16 protein-coding genes are annotated in these 16,317 nt (G+C 64.9%); 9 read left to right on the forward strand and 7 right to left on the reverse strand.

Annotation, left to right across the window (positions count from 1 at the left end):
* Position 1: 1 nt before the first annotated feature.
* Together KM135_RS04280 and fdhD are read left to right on the forward strand one after the other, a co-directional pair.
* Positions 2-232 carry a formate dehydrogenase subunit delta gene (locus tag KM135_RS04280; protein ID WP_221712734.1) on the forward strand — a complete coding sequence of 77 codons (231 nt, stop codon included), beginning with the start codon at positions 2-4 and terminating at the stop codon, positions 230-232.
* Positions 233-377: 145 nt separating this feature from the next.
* A complete protein-coding gene (gene fdhD, locus KM135_RS04285) occupies positions 378-1,157 on the forward strand; it encodes a formate dehydrogenase accessory sulfurtransferase FdhD (RefSeq protein WP_343228144.1) in 780 nt (259 codons plus the stop codon).
* A gap of 22 nt (positions 1,158-1,179) precedes the next feature.
* Here the strand turns inward: fdhD and KM135_RS04290 are convergent, their stop codons facing one another.
* Positions 1,180-2,517: an MFS transporter gene (locus KM135_RS04290; protein ID WP_221712736.1), complete on the reverse strand. Its 1,338-nt coding sequence runs from the start codon at positions 2,515-2,517 to the stop codon at positions 1,180-1,182.
* Between the two features lie 48 nt (positions 2,518-2,565).
* Entirely contained in the window at positions 2,566-3,027 is a 462-nt protein-coding gene (locus KM135_RS04295; protein WP_343228145.1) for a Saro_0803 family transcriptional regulator, read from the reverse strand.
* Between the two features lie 155 nt (positions 3,028-3,182).
* Between KM135_RS04295 and KM135_RS04300 the strand changes: the two genes are divergently transcribed.
* From KM135_RS04300 to KM135_RS04325, 6 genes are all read left to right on the forward strand, one after another.
* A complete protein-coding gene (locus KM135_RS04300) occupies positions 3,183-4,652 on the forward strand; it encodes a lignostilbene-alpha,beta-dioxygenase (protein WP_221712738.1) in 1,470 nt (489 codons plus the stop codon).
* 188 nt (positions 4,653-4,840) lie between these two features.
* Positions 4,841-5,176 (forward strand): DoxX family protein, encoded by a 336-nt coding sequence (locus KM135_RS04305; protein WP_221712739.1) that lies wholly within the window; start codon positions 4,841-4,843, stop codon positions 5,174-5,176.
* 192 nt (positions 5,177-5,368) lie between these two features.
* Positions 5,369-6,307: an NADP-dependent oxidoreductase gene (locus KM135_RS04310; RefSeq protein WP_221712740.1), complete on the forward strand. Its 939-nt coding sequence runs from the start codon at positions 5,369-5,371 to the stop codon at positions 6,305-6,307.
* A 61-nt stretch (positions 6,308-6,368) separates the two neighbouring features.
* Positions 6,369-7,565, forward strand: coding sequence for a serine hydrolase domain-containing protein (locus tag KM135_RS04315; RefSeq protein ID WP_221712741.1), 1,197 nt, complete (start codon positions 6,369-6,371; stop codon positions 7,563-7,565).
* 13 nt (positions 7,566-7,578) lie between these two features.
* Positions 7,579-8,055 carry a DUF3237 domain-containing protein gene (locus KM135_RS04320; RefSeq protein WP_221712742.1) on the forward strand — a complete coding sequence of 159 codons (477 nt, stop codon included), beginning with the start codon at positions 7,579-7,581 and terminating at the stop codon, positions 8,053-8,055.
* A 92-nt stretch (positions 8,056-8,147) separates the two neighbouring features.
* On the forward strand, positions 8,148-9,164 hold the full coding sequence (locus tag KM135_RS04325; RefSeq protein ID WP_221712743.1) for an LLM class flavin-dependent oxidoreductase: 1,017 nt from the start codon (positions 8,148-8,150) through the stop codon (positions 9,162-9,164).
* 19 nt (positions 9,165-9,183) lie between these two features.
* On the opposite strand, the gene KM135_RS04330 is transcribed toward KM135_RS04325, so the two are convergent.
* Positions 9,184-10,014, reverse strand: coding sequence for an SDR family oxidoreductase (locus KM135_RS04330; protein ID WP_221712744.1), 831 nt, complete (start codon positions 10,012-10,014; stop codon positions 9,184-9,186).
* A gap of 87 nt (positions 10,015-10,101) precedes the next feature.
* Here KM135_RS04330 and KM135_RS04335 point away from each other — a divergent pair, with 87 nt between their 5' ends.
* A complete protein-coding gene (locus tag KM135_RS04335) occupies positions 10,102-11,022 on the forward strand; it encodes an AraC family transcriptional regulator (protein ID WP_221712745.1) in 921 nt (306 codons plus the stop codon).
* Positions 11,023-11,038: 16 nt separating this feature from the next.
* Here KM135_RS04335 and KM135_RS04340 read toward each other — a convergent pair whose 3' ends face one another.
* The 4 genes from KM135_RS04340 to KM135_RS04355 all read right to left on the reverse strand — a co-directional run bounded on the left by KM135_RS04340 (position 11,039) and on the right by KM135_RS04355 (position 16,278).
* Complete coding sequence (locus tag KM135_RS04340; RefSeq protein WP_221712746.1) at positions 11,039-11,695, reverse strand: sulfite oxidase-like oxidoreductase; 657 nt, start codon at positions 11,693-11,695, stop codon at positions 11,039-11,041.
* Positions 11,696-11,824: 129 nt separating this feature from the next.
* Positions 11,825-13,483 (reverse strand): GMC family oxidoreductase, encoded by a 1,659-nt coding sequence (locus tag KM135_RS04345; RefSeq protein WP_221712747.1) that lies wholly within the window; start codon positions 13,481-13,483, stop codon positions 11,825-11,827.
* Between the two features lie 126 nt (positions 13,484-13,609).
* The gene (locus KM135_RS04350; protein ID WP_343228146.1) at positions 13,610-15,229 is read right to left on the reverse strand and encodes an MFS transporter; all 1,620 of its coding nucleotides are present in this window, start codon (positions 15,227-15,229) and stop codon (positions 13,610-13,612) included.
* On the reverse strand, positions 15,226-16,278 hold the full coding sequence (locus KM135_RS04355; RefSeq protein WP_221712748.1) for an amidohydrolase family protein: 1,053 nt from the start codon (positions 16,276-16,278) through the stop codon (positions 15,226-15,228). Before KM135_RS04355 ends, KM135_RS04350 begins: the two co-directional genes overlap by 4 nt.
* Positions 16,279-16,317: the final 39 nt, after the last annotated feature.

Here is a 16,317-nt window from a genome sequence, read left to right on the forward strand (position 1 = left end):
GATGAACATCGATCGCCTGACATACATGGCCAACCAGATCGCGCGCGCGTTCGAGCCACAGGGGCACGACAGCGCGGTCGATCAGGCCGCGACCCATATCAACAAGTTCTGGGACCCGCGCATGAAGAAGACCATGCTGGAGGGCGACCGCTCCGGTCTCTCCCCCATTGCCGCCGAGGCGATGGTGAAGGTCGAGGCCTATGTGGCGGCCCGCCCCGCCTCGGCCTGGTGAGCCGGCAAAGCACCGTCCACCATCAGCTCGCACAGGTCATGTCGTCGCCAAACAGCCTTGTGCTCCCGCAAAGGCAGGAGCCCAGGGCCCAACCGCGGCGCCTGGCTGCCATGGGCTCCCGCCTTTGCGGGAGCACAAGTGCTCTGTGACCACACCGACCGCCCTCACCCTTACCGCCTTGCGCCCGGACGGCTCGACCCGCACGGTCGATCGGCCCTTCGCGCCTGAGATCCCCGTCGCGCTCGAATATAACGGCCTCTCCTATGCCGTGATGATGGCCTCGCCGACGGATCTCGAAGACTTCATCACCGGCTTCGCGCTGACGGAGGGCCTCGCGCCGCGGGTCGAGGATGTGACCGGCATCGATCTCGCCGAGACGGACCTGGGCTGGATCGCCCGCGCGACGATCACGTCGCTCGCGCTGGAAAAACTCCAGGAGCGCGTGCGCAGCCGCGTCGCGGAATCGAGCTGTGGCCTGTGCGGCATCGACAATCTGGAAGCCGTTGCGCGCCCCCTACCCCCCGTCGCAGCCCATACGCCGATCGATCCCGCCGTCATCTTCCGCGCGCTGGAGGCATTGCGCGAGCACCAGCCCGGCAATCGCGCGACTGGCGGGATGCATGCCGCGGCCTATGTCGATTCGGCAGGAGAAATCGTCACCGTCCGCGAGGATGTCGGCCGCCACAATGCGCTCGACAAGCTGGTCGGCGCCATGGCGCGCAGCGGCCAGAGCATGGCCGGGGGCTTCATCCTTTCCACCGCGCGCTGCAGCTACGAGATCGTCGAGAAGGCCGTGCGTGCTGGCGCCACGAGCCTCGTTACTATTTCCGTGCCCACCAGCATGGCAGCAGCCCGTGCGGAAGCCGCCGGCCTCAGCCTATTCGCGCTGGCGCGGCCCGACGAAGTGCTGAAGGTCGCGACTTAGCGGACGGCGGTCCGGCCTCCGATCAGGCCTTGCCGGCCACCACGTCGTCGCCGTCACGCATCGGCAGCAGCCACAGCAGGCAGGCACCCAGGATCGCGCCGGAACACATGATCAGCGAGACGGTCAACAGCTGTTCGTTCCCCAGTGCGGTGAACAGGAAGCCCGCAAGGATCGGCGAGCCGGCCGCGCCAGCGCGACCGACACCGAGCGCGAAGCCGGTACCGGTGGCACGGGCGTATGCCGGAAAGCCGCGCGCGAAGGCGGCATAATAGCCGACGATGGCCGCATTCAGGAAGAACATGGTCAGGAAGCCCGCAAGCCGCCATGCGCCCAGGCCCTCATGGCCGATGCCGAACCAGGCGACCGCGCAGACGCCGAGAACGCACATCAGGATGGTCGGCCCCTTGATGTCCCACTTCTTGAGCAGGAAGCCGAACAGCCCGCCGCCCACGGCACCGCCGATATTGGCATAAGTCAGCGTGCTTGCCGCCTCGGGCTGGCTGAAACCCGCATCCGCCACGATCTGCACCGCGAATTTCAGGATGTAATAGAAGGTGAGCGTGTGGAACATGTAGCCGAACGCCAGCAGCAGCGTGACCGGGCGCAGCTGCGAATTCGAAAGAATGTCCGTGACCTTGGGCTTGGCGGCCTGCTCCGGGATCGGCGGCAGCTCGGAAATCTCGGGCTTGGCCAGCGCGCGCAGCGACTTGTTGATCTTGCCGACCGCCCCTTCCGGTCGTCGCGCGGCGAAGAAGGCCGGCGTTTCGGGCACGAGCAACATGACCAGCGGGATCATGATCGCGGTCACGACGGCGCCGAAAAGGAAGACGGCGCGCCAGTCATAGTCCACGAGCAGCCAGCCCTGCGCTGCGAAACCGCCGATCACGCCACCTAGCGGATAACCGATCACGTAAAGCGCCATGGCGAGGCTGCGCGAGGCCTTGCTGGTGGTTTCGGCCACGACCGCATTGGTCGCGGCCAGCATACCGCCAATGCCGAGTCCGGTGATGAAGCGCCAGATGGTAAGCGGCGTCACGGCCTGCGCGGAATGCGCCATGTACATGCCGATCGCCATGACGACGAGGCAGGTGAGCATCGCCGGCTTGCGGCCCAGCCGATCCGCCACGCCACCCAGGATGAGCGAGCCGAACCCCATGCCGACCAGCTCGGCCGACAGGACGATGCCCAGTTCCGAGCGGGGAATGCCCCATTCCTTGGAGATGCCCGGTGCAGCGAAGGCGCTCGACAGCACGTCGAACCCGTCCAGCGCGTTCAGCAGCACCATCAGGACCACGACAACCCACTGTCGCACCGTCATGGCGCTGTCATTGATGATTTGACGCGGGTCAGTCGCTGCCATTCGTCCCCTCCAGGCTATCTTATTGTCGCGGCATTCTTGGCGCCGAGTCTATTCGTGGATACGGCGCAACAGCTCGATGAGCAATGTCGCTTCCTTCTTGGTGAAGCGCGTCCTCACCCACTGTTCATGCTCGTCGATGCACCGCCTGGCCTCGACCAGGGCATCCAGGCCTCCTTCGGTCAGCGCCAAAGTCTGCCGACGCCGATCGAGCGTGGAAGCGCCGCGCACCAACAGGTCACGCGCTTCGAGGCGGTTGATGATCGCCATGGTGGTGGCGCGGTCCATCTGCAGCCGCCGGCCGATGTCAGCCTGTGCGATGTGCGGATGATCGTTGATGAGCCAGAGCACCGAGACCATCTTCTGCGTGAGTCCAAGCTCCGCGAAAGTCTCCGTGAAATGCCGGTAGGTGGCGCCATGAGCCAGTCGGATGTGGAACCCGATGATCTCGTCGATGCCACCGATGCCGCCATCGTCCCCGGGCGAGCGGGGCGCGACCTCTGCATCGTTCACGCAATCGGCGCTTGCCGGATTGACCGAACGTTGCCTTTGTTTCGCTTCCAATTCTCTCTCCAACAAGGAACAGATCGCTCACGGGCTTGACGCAGCGCAAAGACTTTGCCGATTTCGTAAGCATAGCATACAATTATGAGCGAGAGGAGCAACCCATGGCACAATTTCCGGACACCCCATCTTTTACGGGCTTCAACGCACCGTCCCGCATCGAGTGCGACATCCCGAATCTCGCTCATGAAGGGGTGATCCCGCCGGAGCTCAACGGCGCTTTCTTCCGCGTCCAGCCCGATGCGCAATTCCCGCCGCGCCTCGGCGACGACATCAGCTTCAACGGCGACGGGATGATCACCCGCTTTCATATTCATGACGGCCAGTGCGACATTCGCCAGCGCTGGGCGAAGACGGACAAGTGGAAGCTGGAGAACGCCGCCAACAAGGGTCTGTTCGGCGCCTATCGCAATCCGCTGACCGACGATGAGTCCGTCAAAGGTGAAATCCGCTCCACGGCGAACACCAATGCCTTCATCTATGCCGGCAAGCTCTGGGCAATGAAGGAAGACAGCCCGGCGCTGGTCATGGAGCCGGACACGATGGAGACGATCGGCTTCGAGAAGTTCGGCGGCAAGATGACCGGCCAGACCTTCACCGCGCATCCCAAGATCGATCCCGCGACCGGCAACATGATCGCCATCGGCTATGCCGCGAGCGGCCTCTGCACGGACGACGTCTGCTATTATGAGGTAAGCCCGGAAGGCGAACTGATCCGCGAAATCTGGTTCAAGGCGCCCTATTATTGCATGATGCACGACTTCGGCGTGACGCAGGATTATCTCGTCCTCCACATCGTGCCGTCGATCGGCAGCTGGGAGCGACTGGAAAAGGGCCTGCCGCATTTCGGCTTCGATACCACCATGCCCGTCTATCTCGGCATAATTCCGCGCCGCGACGGCGTGACGCAGGCGGATATCCGCTGGTTCAAGCGTGACAATTGCTTCGCAAGCCATGTGATGAATGCCTTTCAGGACGGCACCAAGGTCAGCATCGACGTGCCCGAAGCAGAGAACAACATGTTCCCCTTCTTCCCGGACGTGCATGGCGCGCCGTTCAACCCGATGCAGGCCGCCAGCCGCCTGACGCGCTGGACGGTCGATATGGCCTCGAACAGCGAGGAGTTCGCCAGCGTCGAACGCCTGACCGAGACCGTCGGCGAGTTCCCGCGCATCGATGATCGCATGACCGGCCTCCCCTATCGGCACGGCTGGATGCTCGAGATGGACATGAAGCGGCCGGTGGAGCTCAAGGGCGGCTCCGCAGGCGGTTTTCTGATGAACTGCCTGTTCCACATCGATCACCAGACCGGCAAGGAACAGCATTGGTGGTGCGGCCCGGTCTCCTCACTGCAGGAGCCTGCCTTCATCCCGCGCAGCAAGGATGCGCCCGAAGGCGACGGCTGGATCGTGCAGGTCTGCAATCGCCTCGCCGACCACAAGAGCGACCTGCTAATCTTCGAGGCGCTGAACATCGAGAAGGGTCCGGTGGCGACTATCCACATACCCTTTGCCTTGCGCTTCGGCCTGCACGGCAACTGGGCCAATGCCGAGGAAATCGGGCTGGCGGCCTGAAATTCCGGGACGTTCCGGGAATTCGGAGACAGGCGTCACTCCTGACTTGATCCGGGGTGACGCCGCGATTTTGCGTCACTGGAAACGCCCTTGCCCAGTCGACTTACAGCGCATGTTCGGCTCCCCTCCTCTCACGCTTGACCGGCCGTGCCCATGTGGGTTTATGCTGGCAGACCAGGGAGAGACGCATGAACGGCCATGACTGGTTCTTGCTGAAACCACTGGCGAATGGCGCCGATGCGGCCCTCCTCGCGCTCCGGCTGCTGACTGGCGCCTTCCTCGTCCACGGTGTCTGGGACAATATCGTCGATCCCGCGCGCATGGAGGAATTCGTCCTGTTCCTGCGCGCCACGGGCTTCGTTTCTCCAGAATCGATGGCGCCGCTGTCCGTCTATGCACAGTTCCTCATCGGCATCGCCCTGATCCTCGGCCTCGCCACGCGCTGGGCCGGGCTGCTGCTGATCGTCAACTTCGTCATCGCCGTCGTGATGGTGCATTGGGACCAGAGCTTCCGGGAGTGGTGACCCGCCATCGTCCTGGTCGGCCTTGGCCTGCTGTTCGGGACGATGGGCGCAGGCACATTGGCGCTCGACCATCTTGTCGCTCGCCGCACGGTCAACCAGCCGCCCGCGCGCTGACCCCCTTGCCGATCAAACAAATGCCCCTAGGATGCGCCCGCCCGCGGATCGCCGGTGCCAGGGAGAAAGGATGACCTCATGCGCGCAGTCGGACTCTTCACGCATGGCGGACCCGAGGTCCTGGAAGTTATCGACCTCCCCGAAGTCCACGCCGGCCCCGGCGAAGTGCGCATTCGCGTCCATGCCGCGACCGTGAACCCGACCGATGTCGGCGCGCGCAACGGCACGCGCGCGACGATGCAGGCGGCCGATCCCCCGCCCTATGTGCCGGGCATGGAAGTGGCCGGGATCATCGACGAAGTCGGCAGCGACGTGCCCGATCGCCTCAAGGTCGGCGATGCAGTGCTGGCCATCGTCATCCCGGAGGGTAGTCATGGCGCTTATCGCGAGCAGATCGTGCTCGATGCCCGCTCTGTCGTGCGCGCACCGGTGGGCGTCTCCCATGCAGAGGCCGCAACGCTGCCCATGAACGGCCTCACCGCGCGCCGCTCGCTCGACCTGCTCGATCTCAAGCCCGGGCAGGTCCTCGCCGTGACCGGCGCGGCGGGCGCTTTCGGCGGTTATGTCGTCCAGCTCGCCAAAGCCGAGGGCCTTACCGTCATCGCCGATGCATCGGAAGCGGACGAGCCTCTGGTCAAGTCGCTCGGTGCCGACATCGTCGTGCGTCGGGGCAATGACGTCGCTGAGCGTTTCCGCGAGCATTTTCCGGATGGCGTCGATGGCCTCGCCGACGGTGCCATCCTCAACGCGCTGGCCGTCCCCGCCGTACGCGATGGCGGCGCCTACACGTCCCTGCGCGCCTATCAGGCCGAGCCGCAGCGGGGCATCAACGCCACCGCGACCCTGGTGCGCGCCTATGCCGAGGAGTGGGAAAAGCTGGAAACGCTGGTGAAACAGGTCGAGGCACGGACCCTCACCCTGCGCCTCGCACAGACCTATCCGCCGGAGCAGGCGGCCGACGCCCATCGCCGCCTTGAGGCCGGAGGCACGCGCGGGCGGTTGGTCATCACGTTCTGAAACCAAAACGAAGGATCCGCGACCGGACGAAAACCGGCGTGGCATAACAGGAGAGAGAGACATGCGCCTAATGAAGATCGTCGCGCCGCTGGCCTTGCTGGCGGCACCCACCCTGCCTGCCATCGCACAGAGCGCACCCGCCGTCGCGGCCGGCCCCTCGCCCGCCGTCATCGCCATGCGGCGGCAATGGCTCAATCCGGAGATCAACAGCTTCACCTTCCGCGACAATGCGCGGATGTTCGAAACGCGCGAGGTCAAACGGCGCGGAGCCGTCTGGCAATTGCCCCACGCAACCGGCTTCACCATGCCGAACGGCTATGACGCCTGGGCCGAGCGCACCTACACCAATGCCGTCCTCGTCATCCGCGATGGCAAAATCCTGTTCGAGGATTATCGCAACCGCTCGGATGCGGGCACGCGCTTCATCAGCTTCTCCATGGCCAAGTCGATCACGGCGCTGCTGATGGGCATCGCGGTCGAAAAAGGCATGATCAAGTCGATCGACGATCCGGTCACGGCCTATCTGCCCGAGCTCAAGGGCGGTGGCTATGAAGGCGTCACGCTGCGCCACATCCTCCAGATGCGCTCGGGCGTGGACTATGAGGAGCGCTATGATTTCGGCGCCAATCCCAGCCCCGCCGCCGTGAACCACGAAAATGCCATCGTGCAAAACAAGGTGCGCTTCGCCGACTCCGCCCGCACGATCGGCCACAAGTGGGAGCAGGGCACGCACTTCAACTATGCGACGATCGACACCGCCGTGCTCGGCTGGACGCTCGAGCGCGCCACCGGACAGAAGCTCGCCGCCTTCACCCAGGCCAATCTCTGGGTGCCGGCCGGCATGGAGGCCGACGGCTACTGGCTCGCCGACGGCCCGGAAGGCGTCGGCCGCGAGCTTTCCGGCATGGGCTACAACGCCGTGCTCCGGGATTTCGGACGCCTCGGGCTGCTGATGCTCAACAATGGCAAGCGCGGCAATCGCCAGATCGTGCCGGCAAGCTGGCTCGCCCAGGCGACGACGATGCTGCCCATCCCTGTTGACTCGCCGGGGGGGTCGCGTGGCTATGGCTTCCAGTTCTGGCAGGTCGATGGAGAACCCGGCGCTTATGCCGCAGTGGGCCTTGCCGGGCAGATGATTTACGTTCATCCCGCGACCAAGACCGTGATCGTGAAGCTCAGCTACCACCCGCCCGCCGTCCCGGCGAGCGTCACGGCCGACACCATTCGCTATTTCAAAGCCATTACCGACCAACGCTGACGGAGACCGACCGATGATCCCCGCCGACGCCATCATGCCCGGCCTCGAATTCGTTTATGAGGCCGAGGGCGCGCTCGATCCGCCCATTCCGATCGGCGAGACGATCGACGGCACGCGCCGCATCATCCCCATCCAGACCGGCGGCCGCGTCGAGGGTCCGCTTATCCGCGGCAGCCTCATCGGCAATGCGTCGGACTGGCAGCTGACGCGGCATGACGGCGTCACGGTGGCCGATGCCATTTATGCGATCCGCACCGACGATGATGTGGTCATCCAGATCCGTAATCGCGGTCTGCGCCATGGCCCGCCAGCGGTCATGGCCCGGCTCGCGGCGGGGGAAGTCGTCGACGCTCGGGACTATTATTTCCGCACCGTGCCGGAGTTCATCGCACCCAAGGGCCGCTATGAGTGGATGAACGAGAGCATCTTCGTCTGCTCCGGCGCGCGCTTCGCGGCGGGGATCAAGCTCTGGGTCTGGCGGGTGACCTGAAGCTTTCCCCCCTTCCCTCGTCATCCCGGCGAAAGCTGGGATGACGGTCGGAACCGGTTGCACAAAGCCACCGACTGCCCCATCTTCGCGCCATGACCAAGCTCAGCTTCCTCGATCTCGTCAATGTCCGCGAGGGCGAAACCAGCGCCGATGCGATCCGTCGCGTCGGCCCCCTCGCCGCGCATGTCGAGGCGCATGGCTATCATCGCTACTGGATCGCCGAGCATCACGGCATGACCGGGGTCGCCGCCGCCGCAACCTCGCTCATCATTGCCGAGGCCGGCCGCACGACCAGCCGTATTCGCATCGGATCGGGCGGCATCATGCTGCCCAATCATTCGCCGCTGGTGATCGCCGAGCAGTTCGGCACGCTGGACGCGCTGTTCCCCGATCGCATCGATCTCGGCCTCGGCCGTGCGCCCGGCGCCGACAATCGCGTCGCGCGGGCTTTGCGGCGGGATTTCATGCAGGAAGCCGAGGAATTTCCCCGCAACGTCGTCGAGCTGCGCGCGCATTTCACGGGCGATCCCGATCTCGGCCTGATCGCCGTGCCCGGCCGCGGCGCGCAGGTCGAGATGTGGATTCTCGGCTCCAGCCTGTTCGGCGCGCAACTCGCCGCCGCGCTCGGCATGCCCTATGCCTTCGCCTCGCATTTCGCGCCCGATCTGCTGGACGAGGCGCTCGAAATCTACCGCCGCGATTTCCGCCCGTCGCAGCATCTGCGCGAGCCCTATGCCGCCGCCGCGCTCAGCGCCGTGGCCGCCGATACGACGGAGGAAGGCATCTTCATCGCCAGCTCGATCATCCAGAATTTCGTGGCGCTGCGCACCGGCCGGCCCGGCCGCCTGCCGCCGCCACAGGAAAATTACATCGAGACTCTCGATCCCGCGATCAGCGGCATGCTGGCGCACACGCTGCAATGCTCCGCCTTCGGCTCGGTCGAGGATGTGACCCAAGGCCTGCGCCGCTTCATCAAACGCACGCAGGTGGACGAAGTGATCGTCCATAGCCCGGCCTACGATCCCGAAGTGCGGATGAAATCGGTTGCGCTGATCGCCAAGGCGTTCGAAGGCGTCGAACAGGCGACGCCCGCCAGCCAGGATCGCTGACGGGCTTCACCCCGGTCGCTCAGGCCGGCTGGAGCTCCGGCCCGAACATGGCTCGCATCCTCGCGAGATAATGATCCTCGGACGTCGTCCAGCGCAGGTCCGACAGCAGCTGCGTATCCGCCCCGGCGGGATAGCGCAGACGATTTCCGGCCTCCGTCGCCGCGCGCCAGGTCGCCTCGGCAACCTCAGCCTCGGTGCAATAGGCTGTGGGATAATTCGCCATCTTGCCGAAACAGGCTTGCGCAAATGCGCCATAGTCCGCCGGGATCAGCCCCTGCATACGGTCGCCGCCATTGGCCGTGAAGCTGGTGGTCGGCGCATAGCCCGGCTCGACCAGACGCGCGCGAAGGCCGAATGAGGCCAGTTCGTAGGAGAGCGATTCCGTGAAGCCCTCCACCGCCCATTTGCTCGCGGCATAGATGGCGACGAGCGCAGGCGGCGCGATCGCCGCGCTGGAAGTCACGTTGATCACTGTGCCATGACCCTGGTGGCGAAATTGCGGAATGATGGCGCGACAGGCCGCGAACACGCCAAAGCTGTTGGTCTCGAAAATCTCGCGCACGATATGGTCAGGCGTCGCCTCGACAACCGAGGCGAGGCCGATGCCGGCATTGTTGACCACCACTTCGATCGTACCGAAAGCCGCAACGCCCTCGGCGATGGCGGCCGCGATGCTATCGCTGTCCGTCACATCGAGCGGAAGGACTTTGAGCCGATCAGACGGCGGGAAAAGACTGGCGTCAGGGCGACGCATCGTGGCGATGACGTTCCAGCCACGCTCTAGGAACAGGCTGGCCATCGCCTTGCCGTAGCCGGACGAGGTGCCGGTGATGAGGATCGTCTTGGACATGAGAAATCTCCTTTCGAGACCCTCAGCATAGACATTGCCTCAAGATGATCTATAATGTTAAATCCATGAAACATTATGGATCGTCCAATGGACCCTCTCAGTGACGTCATCTCGCTCCTCCGGCCTCATGCGGCGGTTTCGAAGCCGATCAGTGCGCGCGGGCATTGGGGCGTGCGCTACGCAGCCTATCGCCGACCGGGCTTTGCGCTGGTGATGAAGGGGGCCTGCTGGCTTTCGCTGGAGGGCGCACAGCCCGTTCGATTGGACGAAGGCGATTTCATCCTGCTCCCTGCAACCCCCGCCTTTCGCATGTCCAGCGAACCCGGAGTTCCTTGCGTCGATCAGTTGCCATCTGATGCCCCGGTGCGCCATGGCGATCCTGATGGCGAGCCGGATGTCGCGCTATTCGGCGGCGCGTTCGAGATTTACGGGGTCAATGCACCGCTGCTGCTGGGGCTTCTGCCGGCGACGATCCACATTCGCGCAGGCAGCGCGACAGGACGGCTCGGTCAAATTATCGCGCTACTTGGCGACGAATGCGCTGCGGAGCGGCCTGGCGCCGACATGATCGTCGATCGCCTGCTCGAAATCCTCCTGGTCGAGTGCCTGCGCTGGCGCGAGACCGATGGGCACGATCTGCCGGCCGGCCTGCTGGCGGGCTTGCGCGATCCCGGTCTGGCGCGCGCTCTGCGCGCCATTCATGCGGATGTCCGTGCCGGATGGCAGGTGGAGACGCTGGCAAAGCTTGCCGGCATGTCGCGATCGGCCTTCGCCGCGCGCTTCGCGCAGATACTCGGCTGCGCCCCCATCGAATATCTGGCGCGCTGGCGAATGGCATTGGCGCAGGATGCTCTGGCACGCGGCAACACGACGCTCGATCGCATTGCCGACACGATCGGCTATGAATCGGCCAGCGCTTTCAGCACGGCCTTTCGTCGGCGCATGGGATGCTCGCCCGGCCTCTATGCCCGCACGCACCGGAATGCCGCATCAGCAGTGCTCCAATAGCGCCACCGAGACCTTTTCAGCCGTAGCGCTCCTCGGCCCACGGGTCACCGCGCATATGATAGCCGTTCACTTCCCAGAAGCCGGCCTTGTCCGCGCCGAGCAGCTCGATGCCGCTGATCCACTTGGCGCTTTTCCAGAAATAGAGATGCGGGATGACCAGCCGTGCCGGGCCGCCATGCTCGCGGGTCAGCGGCTCGCCCTGCCAGCCATGCGCCACCAGTGCATCCGGTGCCGCGAAATCGGCGAGCGGCACGTTCGTCGTGTAGCCGTCATAGCCGTGCAGCATGACGAATGCGGCCTCGTCGCGCGGCATGACCAGATCGAGCAGATCGCGCGTCGAGACACCGGACCAGTCATTGTCGTAGCGCGACCAGGTCGTGACGCAATGAATGTCGGTGCGAAGGTTCGTCTGCGGCAGCGCCATGAAGGCCTCCCAGTCCAGCGTCACCGGATGCTCGACCATCCCGCCGATCTTGAGCCGCCAGCGCTCGTGCGAAACATCCGGCTGACGGCCCAGATCGAGCACCGGCCAGTCGCGCACCAGATGCTGGCCGGGCGGCAGGCGTTCATCCTCCGGCCGCGAGACGGCGCCGGTCAGGAACTTCTGCTCGCTGGCCCAGCGCTGTTTGGAGCGGGTCAGCTTGCTGTCGGGCGGTGGCGTGTCGTCGTCCATGGCCTGCTCCAATGAGGACATCCGCCGAGGAAGATCGGTGATCCGCTCGTTTCGGGCAAGTGCATCCAGCGCAGCAGACAAAGGAAAAGGGGCCGAAGCCCCTTCCCCAATTCCAAATGACAGGCCGGATCAGGCCGGCGCCAGTTCCTTGGCGTCTTCCAGAATCATCTGCGATCCCTTCTCGCCGATCATGATCGTGGCGGCATTGGTGTTGCCCGAGACGATCTTGGGCATGATCGAGGCATCGACCACGCGCAGGCCCTGCACGCCATGGACGCGCAGGCGGGCGTCCACCACGGCCTTGGGGTCGCTGCCCATGCGCGCCGTGCCGACGGCATGATAGAGCGTGCCGCCCGCGACCTGCGCATAGAAGAACATCTGGTCGTCGGTCTCGCCGAACGGATCGGGACCGGCGAGATATTTGGCGACCGAAGGCTGCTGCCAGATCTTGCGGATCAGCTTGAGCTGCGTGACCGCCATCTGCTGGTCGGCCTTGTCGTCCAGATAGTTCGGCACGATCTTCGGCGTCACGAGGCCGTCCGGTGACTTGGCGTGGATCGATCCGCGCGATTCCGGGCGAAGCTGGCAGGGGTTCGAGGCGAGGCCCGGCTCCTTCTCCAGCGCGAGCTGCTGCTTGGCGTTCAGGACCTCGAGGTCCATCGAAGCGGCCATGGTGTGGATCTGGATATCCGGCGATTCCAGTCCCTCGCGCGAGCGCACGAAGGCGCAGCCATGGGCCACGGCGTAGCTCAGCAGGCCTTTGCGGGTGAGGCCATATTTCAGCACCTGACCCACCAGCGGCAGCCCGCTCGCCATCGAGTTGACCGAAGGCGTGCCCGGCTTCAGGCGGGCCTGGCAGCCGATCATATAGTGATCCTGCATGTTCTCGCCGACGCCGGGCAGCTCGTGGATGAGCGGCACGCCGAGCGACTGGAGCAGCGCGCCCTGGCCGATGCCCGAGACTTCGAGCAGCTTGGGGCTTTCGACCGCGCCGGCCGCGAGGATGACTTCCTTGCGCACGCGCACGATCCGCGTGCGGTCATGCTGCTTATACTCCACGCCGACGGCGCGCTTGCCCTCGAAGAGGATGCGCGTCGTCATGGCGCGCAGCTCGACCGTGAGGTTCGTGCGGTCCATCACCGGGTGCAGGAAGGCGACCGCTGCCGAACAGCGCCTGCCGTTCTTCGCGGTCATCTGGAACCAGCTGGAGCCTTCCTGATCGCCGTCATTGAGGTCGTCCTTGTACGCAATGCCGGCCTCGACGCAGGCATCGATCAGCGCCTTGCTGACCGGGTGCTGCTCGGGGAAGTCGGAGACGGCGAGTTCGCCGCCGGTGCCGTGCGTCGGGATCGCGCCGCGCTGCTGGTCTTCGCTCTTCTTGAAGAGCGGCAGCACGTCGTCCCACGACCAGCCTTCATTGCCCATCTGGCGCCAGCCGTCATAGTCGGCCGACTGGCCACGGACGTAGAGCATGCCATTGAGCGACGAGGAGCCGCCAAGCACCTTGCCCTTGGGCCATTTGTGCGGGCGGCCGCCCGATCCCTCGTCCACCTCGGTCTCGTAGAGCCAGTTGACCTTCGGGTCGTTCAGCGTCTTGCCGAAGCCGATCGGGATATGGATCATCATGTTCGACCAGAACTGGCCGAGCTCGCGCGTCGGCCTGTCGTCGCCGCCGGCTTCCAGCAGGACGACCTGCGTGTTCTTGTCCGCCGACAGACGGTTGGCGAGCACGCAGCCCGCGCTGCCCGCGCCGACGATCACATAATCGACAGTCACTTCATCAGCCATGTTCTTGTCTTTCCTCTCTCCCGGCGCGCCGAACAGCGCGCGCGACCCAGACTCACCGCCCGACTACAGGGACGTTTTCGAACAAAGTCAACAAGTGGCGCCGGATCGCCCGCATGTCCGGCCGGGTCAGATCGGCTCGCCGGCCGCCCGCGCCCGTTCCAGCATCAATGCCTCATCCTTGCGCACCCGCAGGGCGAGGACAAGCAGGAGGATGACGATCGGGATGGCGACCCAGTTGACGCTTAGGATCGCAGCGCGCAGGTCGCCGCCCGTGGCGTCCGACACCATGCCGACCAGATACGGTCCGATGCCCAGGCCGAAAATGGTCGAGACGATCAGATAGGTGCTGGCGCAGATACCGCGCATCCTCGGCAGCACGAGGCCATATATCAGCGAATAGAGCGGCGGAATCCAGCAGGTGAGGATGATGCTGTAGAGCACGAAGCGCGTGTAGAAGCCGGCCGTGTCGGCCGCATGATAGGTCCAGATGCCGACGATGGGCGAGAGACCGAGCGCGAACAGGGTGAGATAGACCCGCCCCCTGAGCGGCAGGACCTTGTCGAACCAGTCGGACAGCGGCCCGGCGATCATCGGCCCGAGGACCCCGATCGCCAGCGACAGCATCCCGAAGACGACGCCGGTCTCGGCCGGCGAGGTGCCATAGGTCTTCATGATGAAGGTCGGCGTGAAGCCCATGATTCCGTAATTGATGACCGTCTGCAGCGCGCCGACAGCCATGCCGATCATCAGCGAAGGCGAGCCGACCATCACGCGATAAGTTGGCTTGTCGGCCAGGCTGAGCCCCTGCAGCAGGTTGAAGATGACGATGATGCCAAAGCCCATCACGCCCCACTGCAGCAGATGGGGATTGATCGCGACGCCGCCCACCACGAGCGGCGGGCGCGGCGAGAAGGAGGATGTTAGGTGTACGATGAAAGCCATCAGCGCGACGACCACGACGATCACCCCGATATTGGCGGTCCAGTGCCGTGTCGGCGCACCGCGCGCGGCGAGGCTCAGGAAATTCGTGCCCGGCGTCACTGATCCGAGCAGCGCGAAGCTGGCCCTGAACGGCGCGGGATCGCGCGGCGTCTCGACCCCGTCCATCAGGCCGCGCCGCGGCTCTCTCAGGCCCCAGAGCAGGATTGCGAGGATGAAGCCGGGCAGAGAGGCCAGCAGGAACGCGAATTGCCAGCCCGAGAAGCCCCCGGGTGCCCCGCCGCCGGCATAGCGCGTGTCCCACCATTCCGCCGCTACCCCGCCCAGCACGTTGGAGAGACCAAGGCCGACCGCGATCGCCGAGGCAATGACCCCCATGACCAGACCACGCCGCTGTTTGGGGAAATAGTCGAACAGCAGGGAAGTCCCCGCGGGCGATGTCGCCCCCTCGCCAATGCCGACGCCGAGGCGCGAGATGGCGAGCATGGCAAAGCCGCTGGCGAAGGCGGCGAGACCGGCGGCAAGCGACCAGAAGCCGATCGCAATCGACAGGATGCGCGTGCGGACCCAGCCGTCGGACAGGCGCCCGAGCGGCAGCGAGAACAGGGCATAGAAGAGCGCGAAAACGGTGCCGTAGAGCAGCCCCATCTCCGCGTCGCCGATTTCCAGATCCGCCTTGATGCGCGGTGCCAGAATCGCGAGGATATTGCGATCCAGCAGCGACAGTGCATTGGTGAGTGCCACCAGCGCCAGCGCATACCAGGCCGTACCGGTGACCCGGCGTGCCATCACCGGGTCGGCACTCACAGCTTGAACACCCGCTCGGCGTTGGTCTGCATCAGCTTCTTCTTGGTCTCGAGCGGGATGTCGAGATTGTCGTGCGTGCGCACTTCGTCGGCCACGAACTCGTAGGGATAGTCCATCGCATACATGACGCGGTCTTCGCCCAGCTGGTCGATGCACAGCTTGATCGCGAGTTCGCAGGCCATGCCGCTGGTCGTCACGCAGACATTGTTGCGCATATAGTGGAACAGGTCGTGCTGGAGCGGCTTCAAGCGCGGATAGCGCTGCGAACGCACGCTGGCATTGTGCATGTAGTTCATGCGGAACAGCCAGTAGGGGATCGCCTCGCCGCCATGGCCGACGCAGACGGTCAGGTCCGGATAGCGATCGAACACGCCCGAGGTCATCACGCGCAGCAGATGATAGCCGGTCTCGACGCCGAAGCCGAACAAGGCGCCGTCCAGCCCCGCCTCGACCATGCCGGCTATCATGTTGTCCGGTGGCGATTGCGGATGAATGTAGAGCGGCAGGTCATTGTCGACGCAGGCGCGCAGGATCGGATCGAACTGCTCCTCGTCGAGATAATGCCCCTTGGTGTGGCTGTTGACCATCACGCCCTTGAAACCGAGCTCATTCTTGCCGCGCGCGATCTCGGCGACGGACCAGGCCGGGTCCTGCGGCACGATCGAGACCATGCCGACATAGCGCGTCGGGTGCCGCTCGACGGCGTCCTTCAGCACGTTGTTGGCATGGGACACCAGCGTCTTGGCCTCATCCGCCTCGAACACCTGCCCGCCAGGGGACGTCATGGAGAGGATCGCGACGTCGATACCGGTCTCGTCCATCGCCTGAAGGCGCAACGTGTCGAGATCGAGCAGGCGATCGCGGATGAACTGGGTCCGCTCGGAAGGCGAGGTGCCGTAAAAGCCCCAGAGCGAGGCCGTAGCCTTGTCCGCTCTGCCCTCTTTCACGAGCTTGAGATAGGCGTCGAGCTGCTCGCGCGTGCCGAAGGCCTCTTCCGTCGCGATGCGCAGATAGCCCCGGTCGCCGCCGGTCTTCAGTTCATGGGTCACGTCTCTCTCCTCACCCAGCATATACTCGAACCGTTCGTG

Origin of the sequence: Sphingobium xanthum, assembly GCF_019737615.1 — a bacterium.
GTDB lineage: Bacteria > Pseudomonadota > Alphaproteobacteria > Sphingomonadales > Sphingomonadaceae > Sphingobium > Sphingobium xanthum.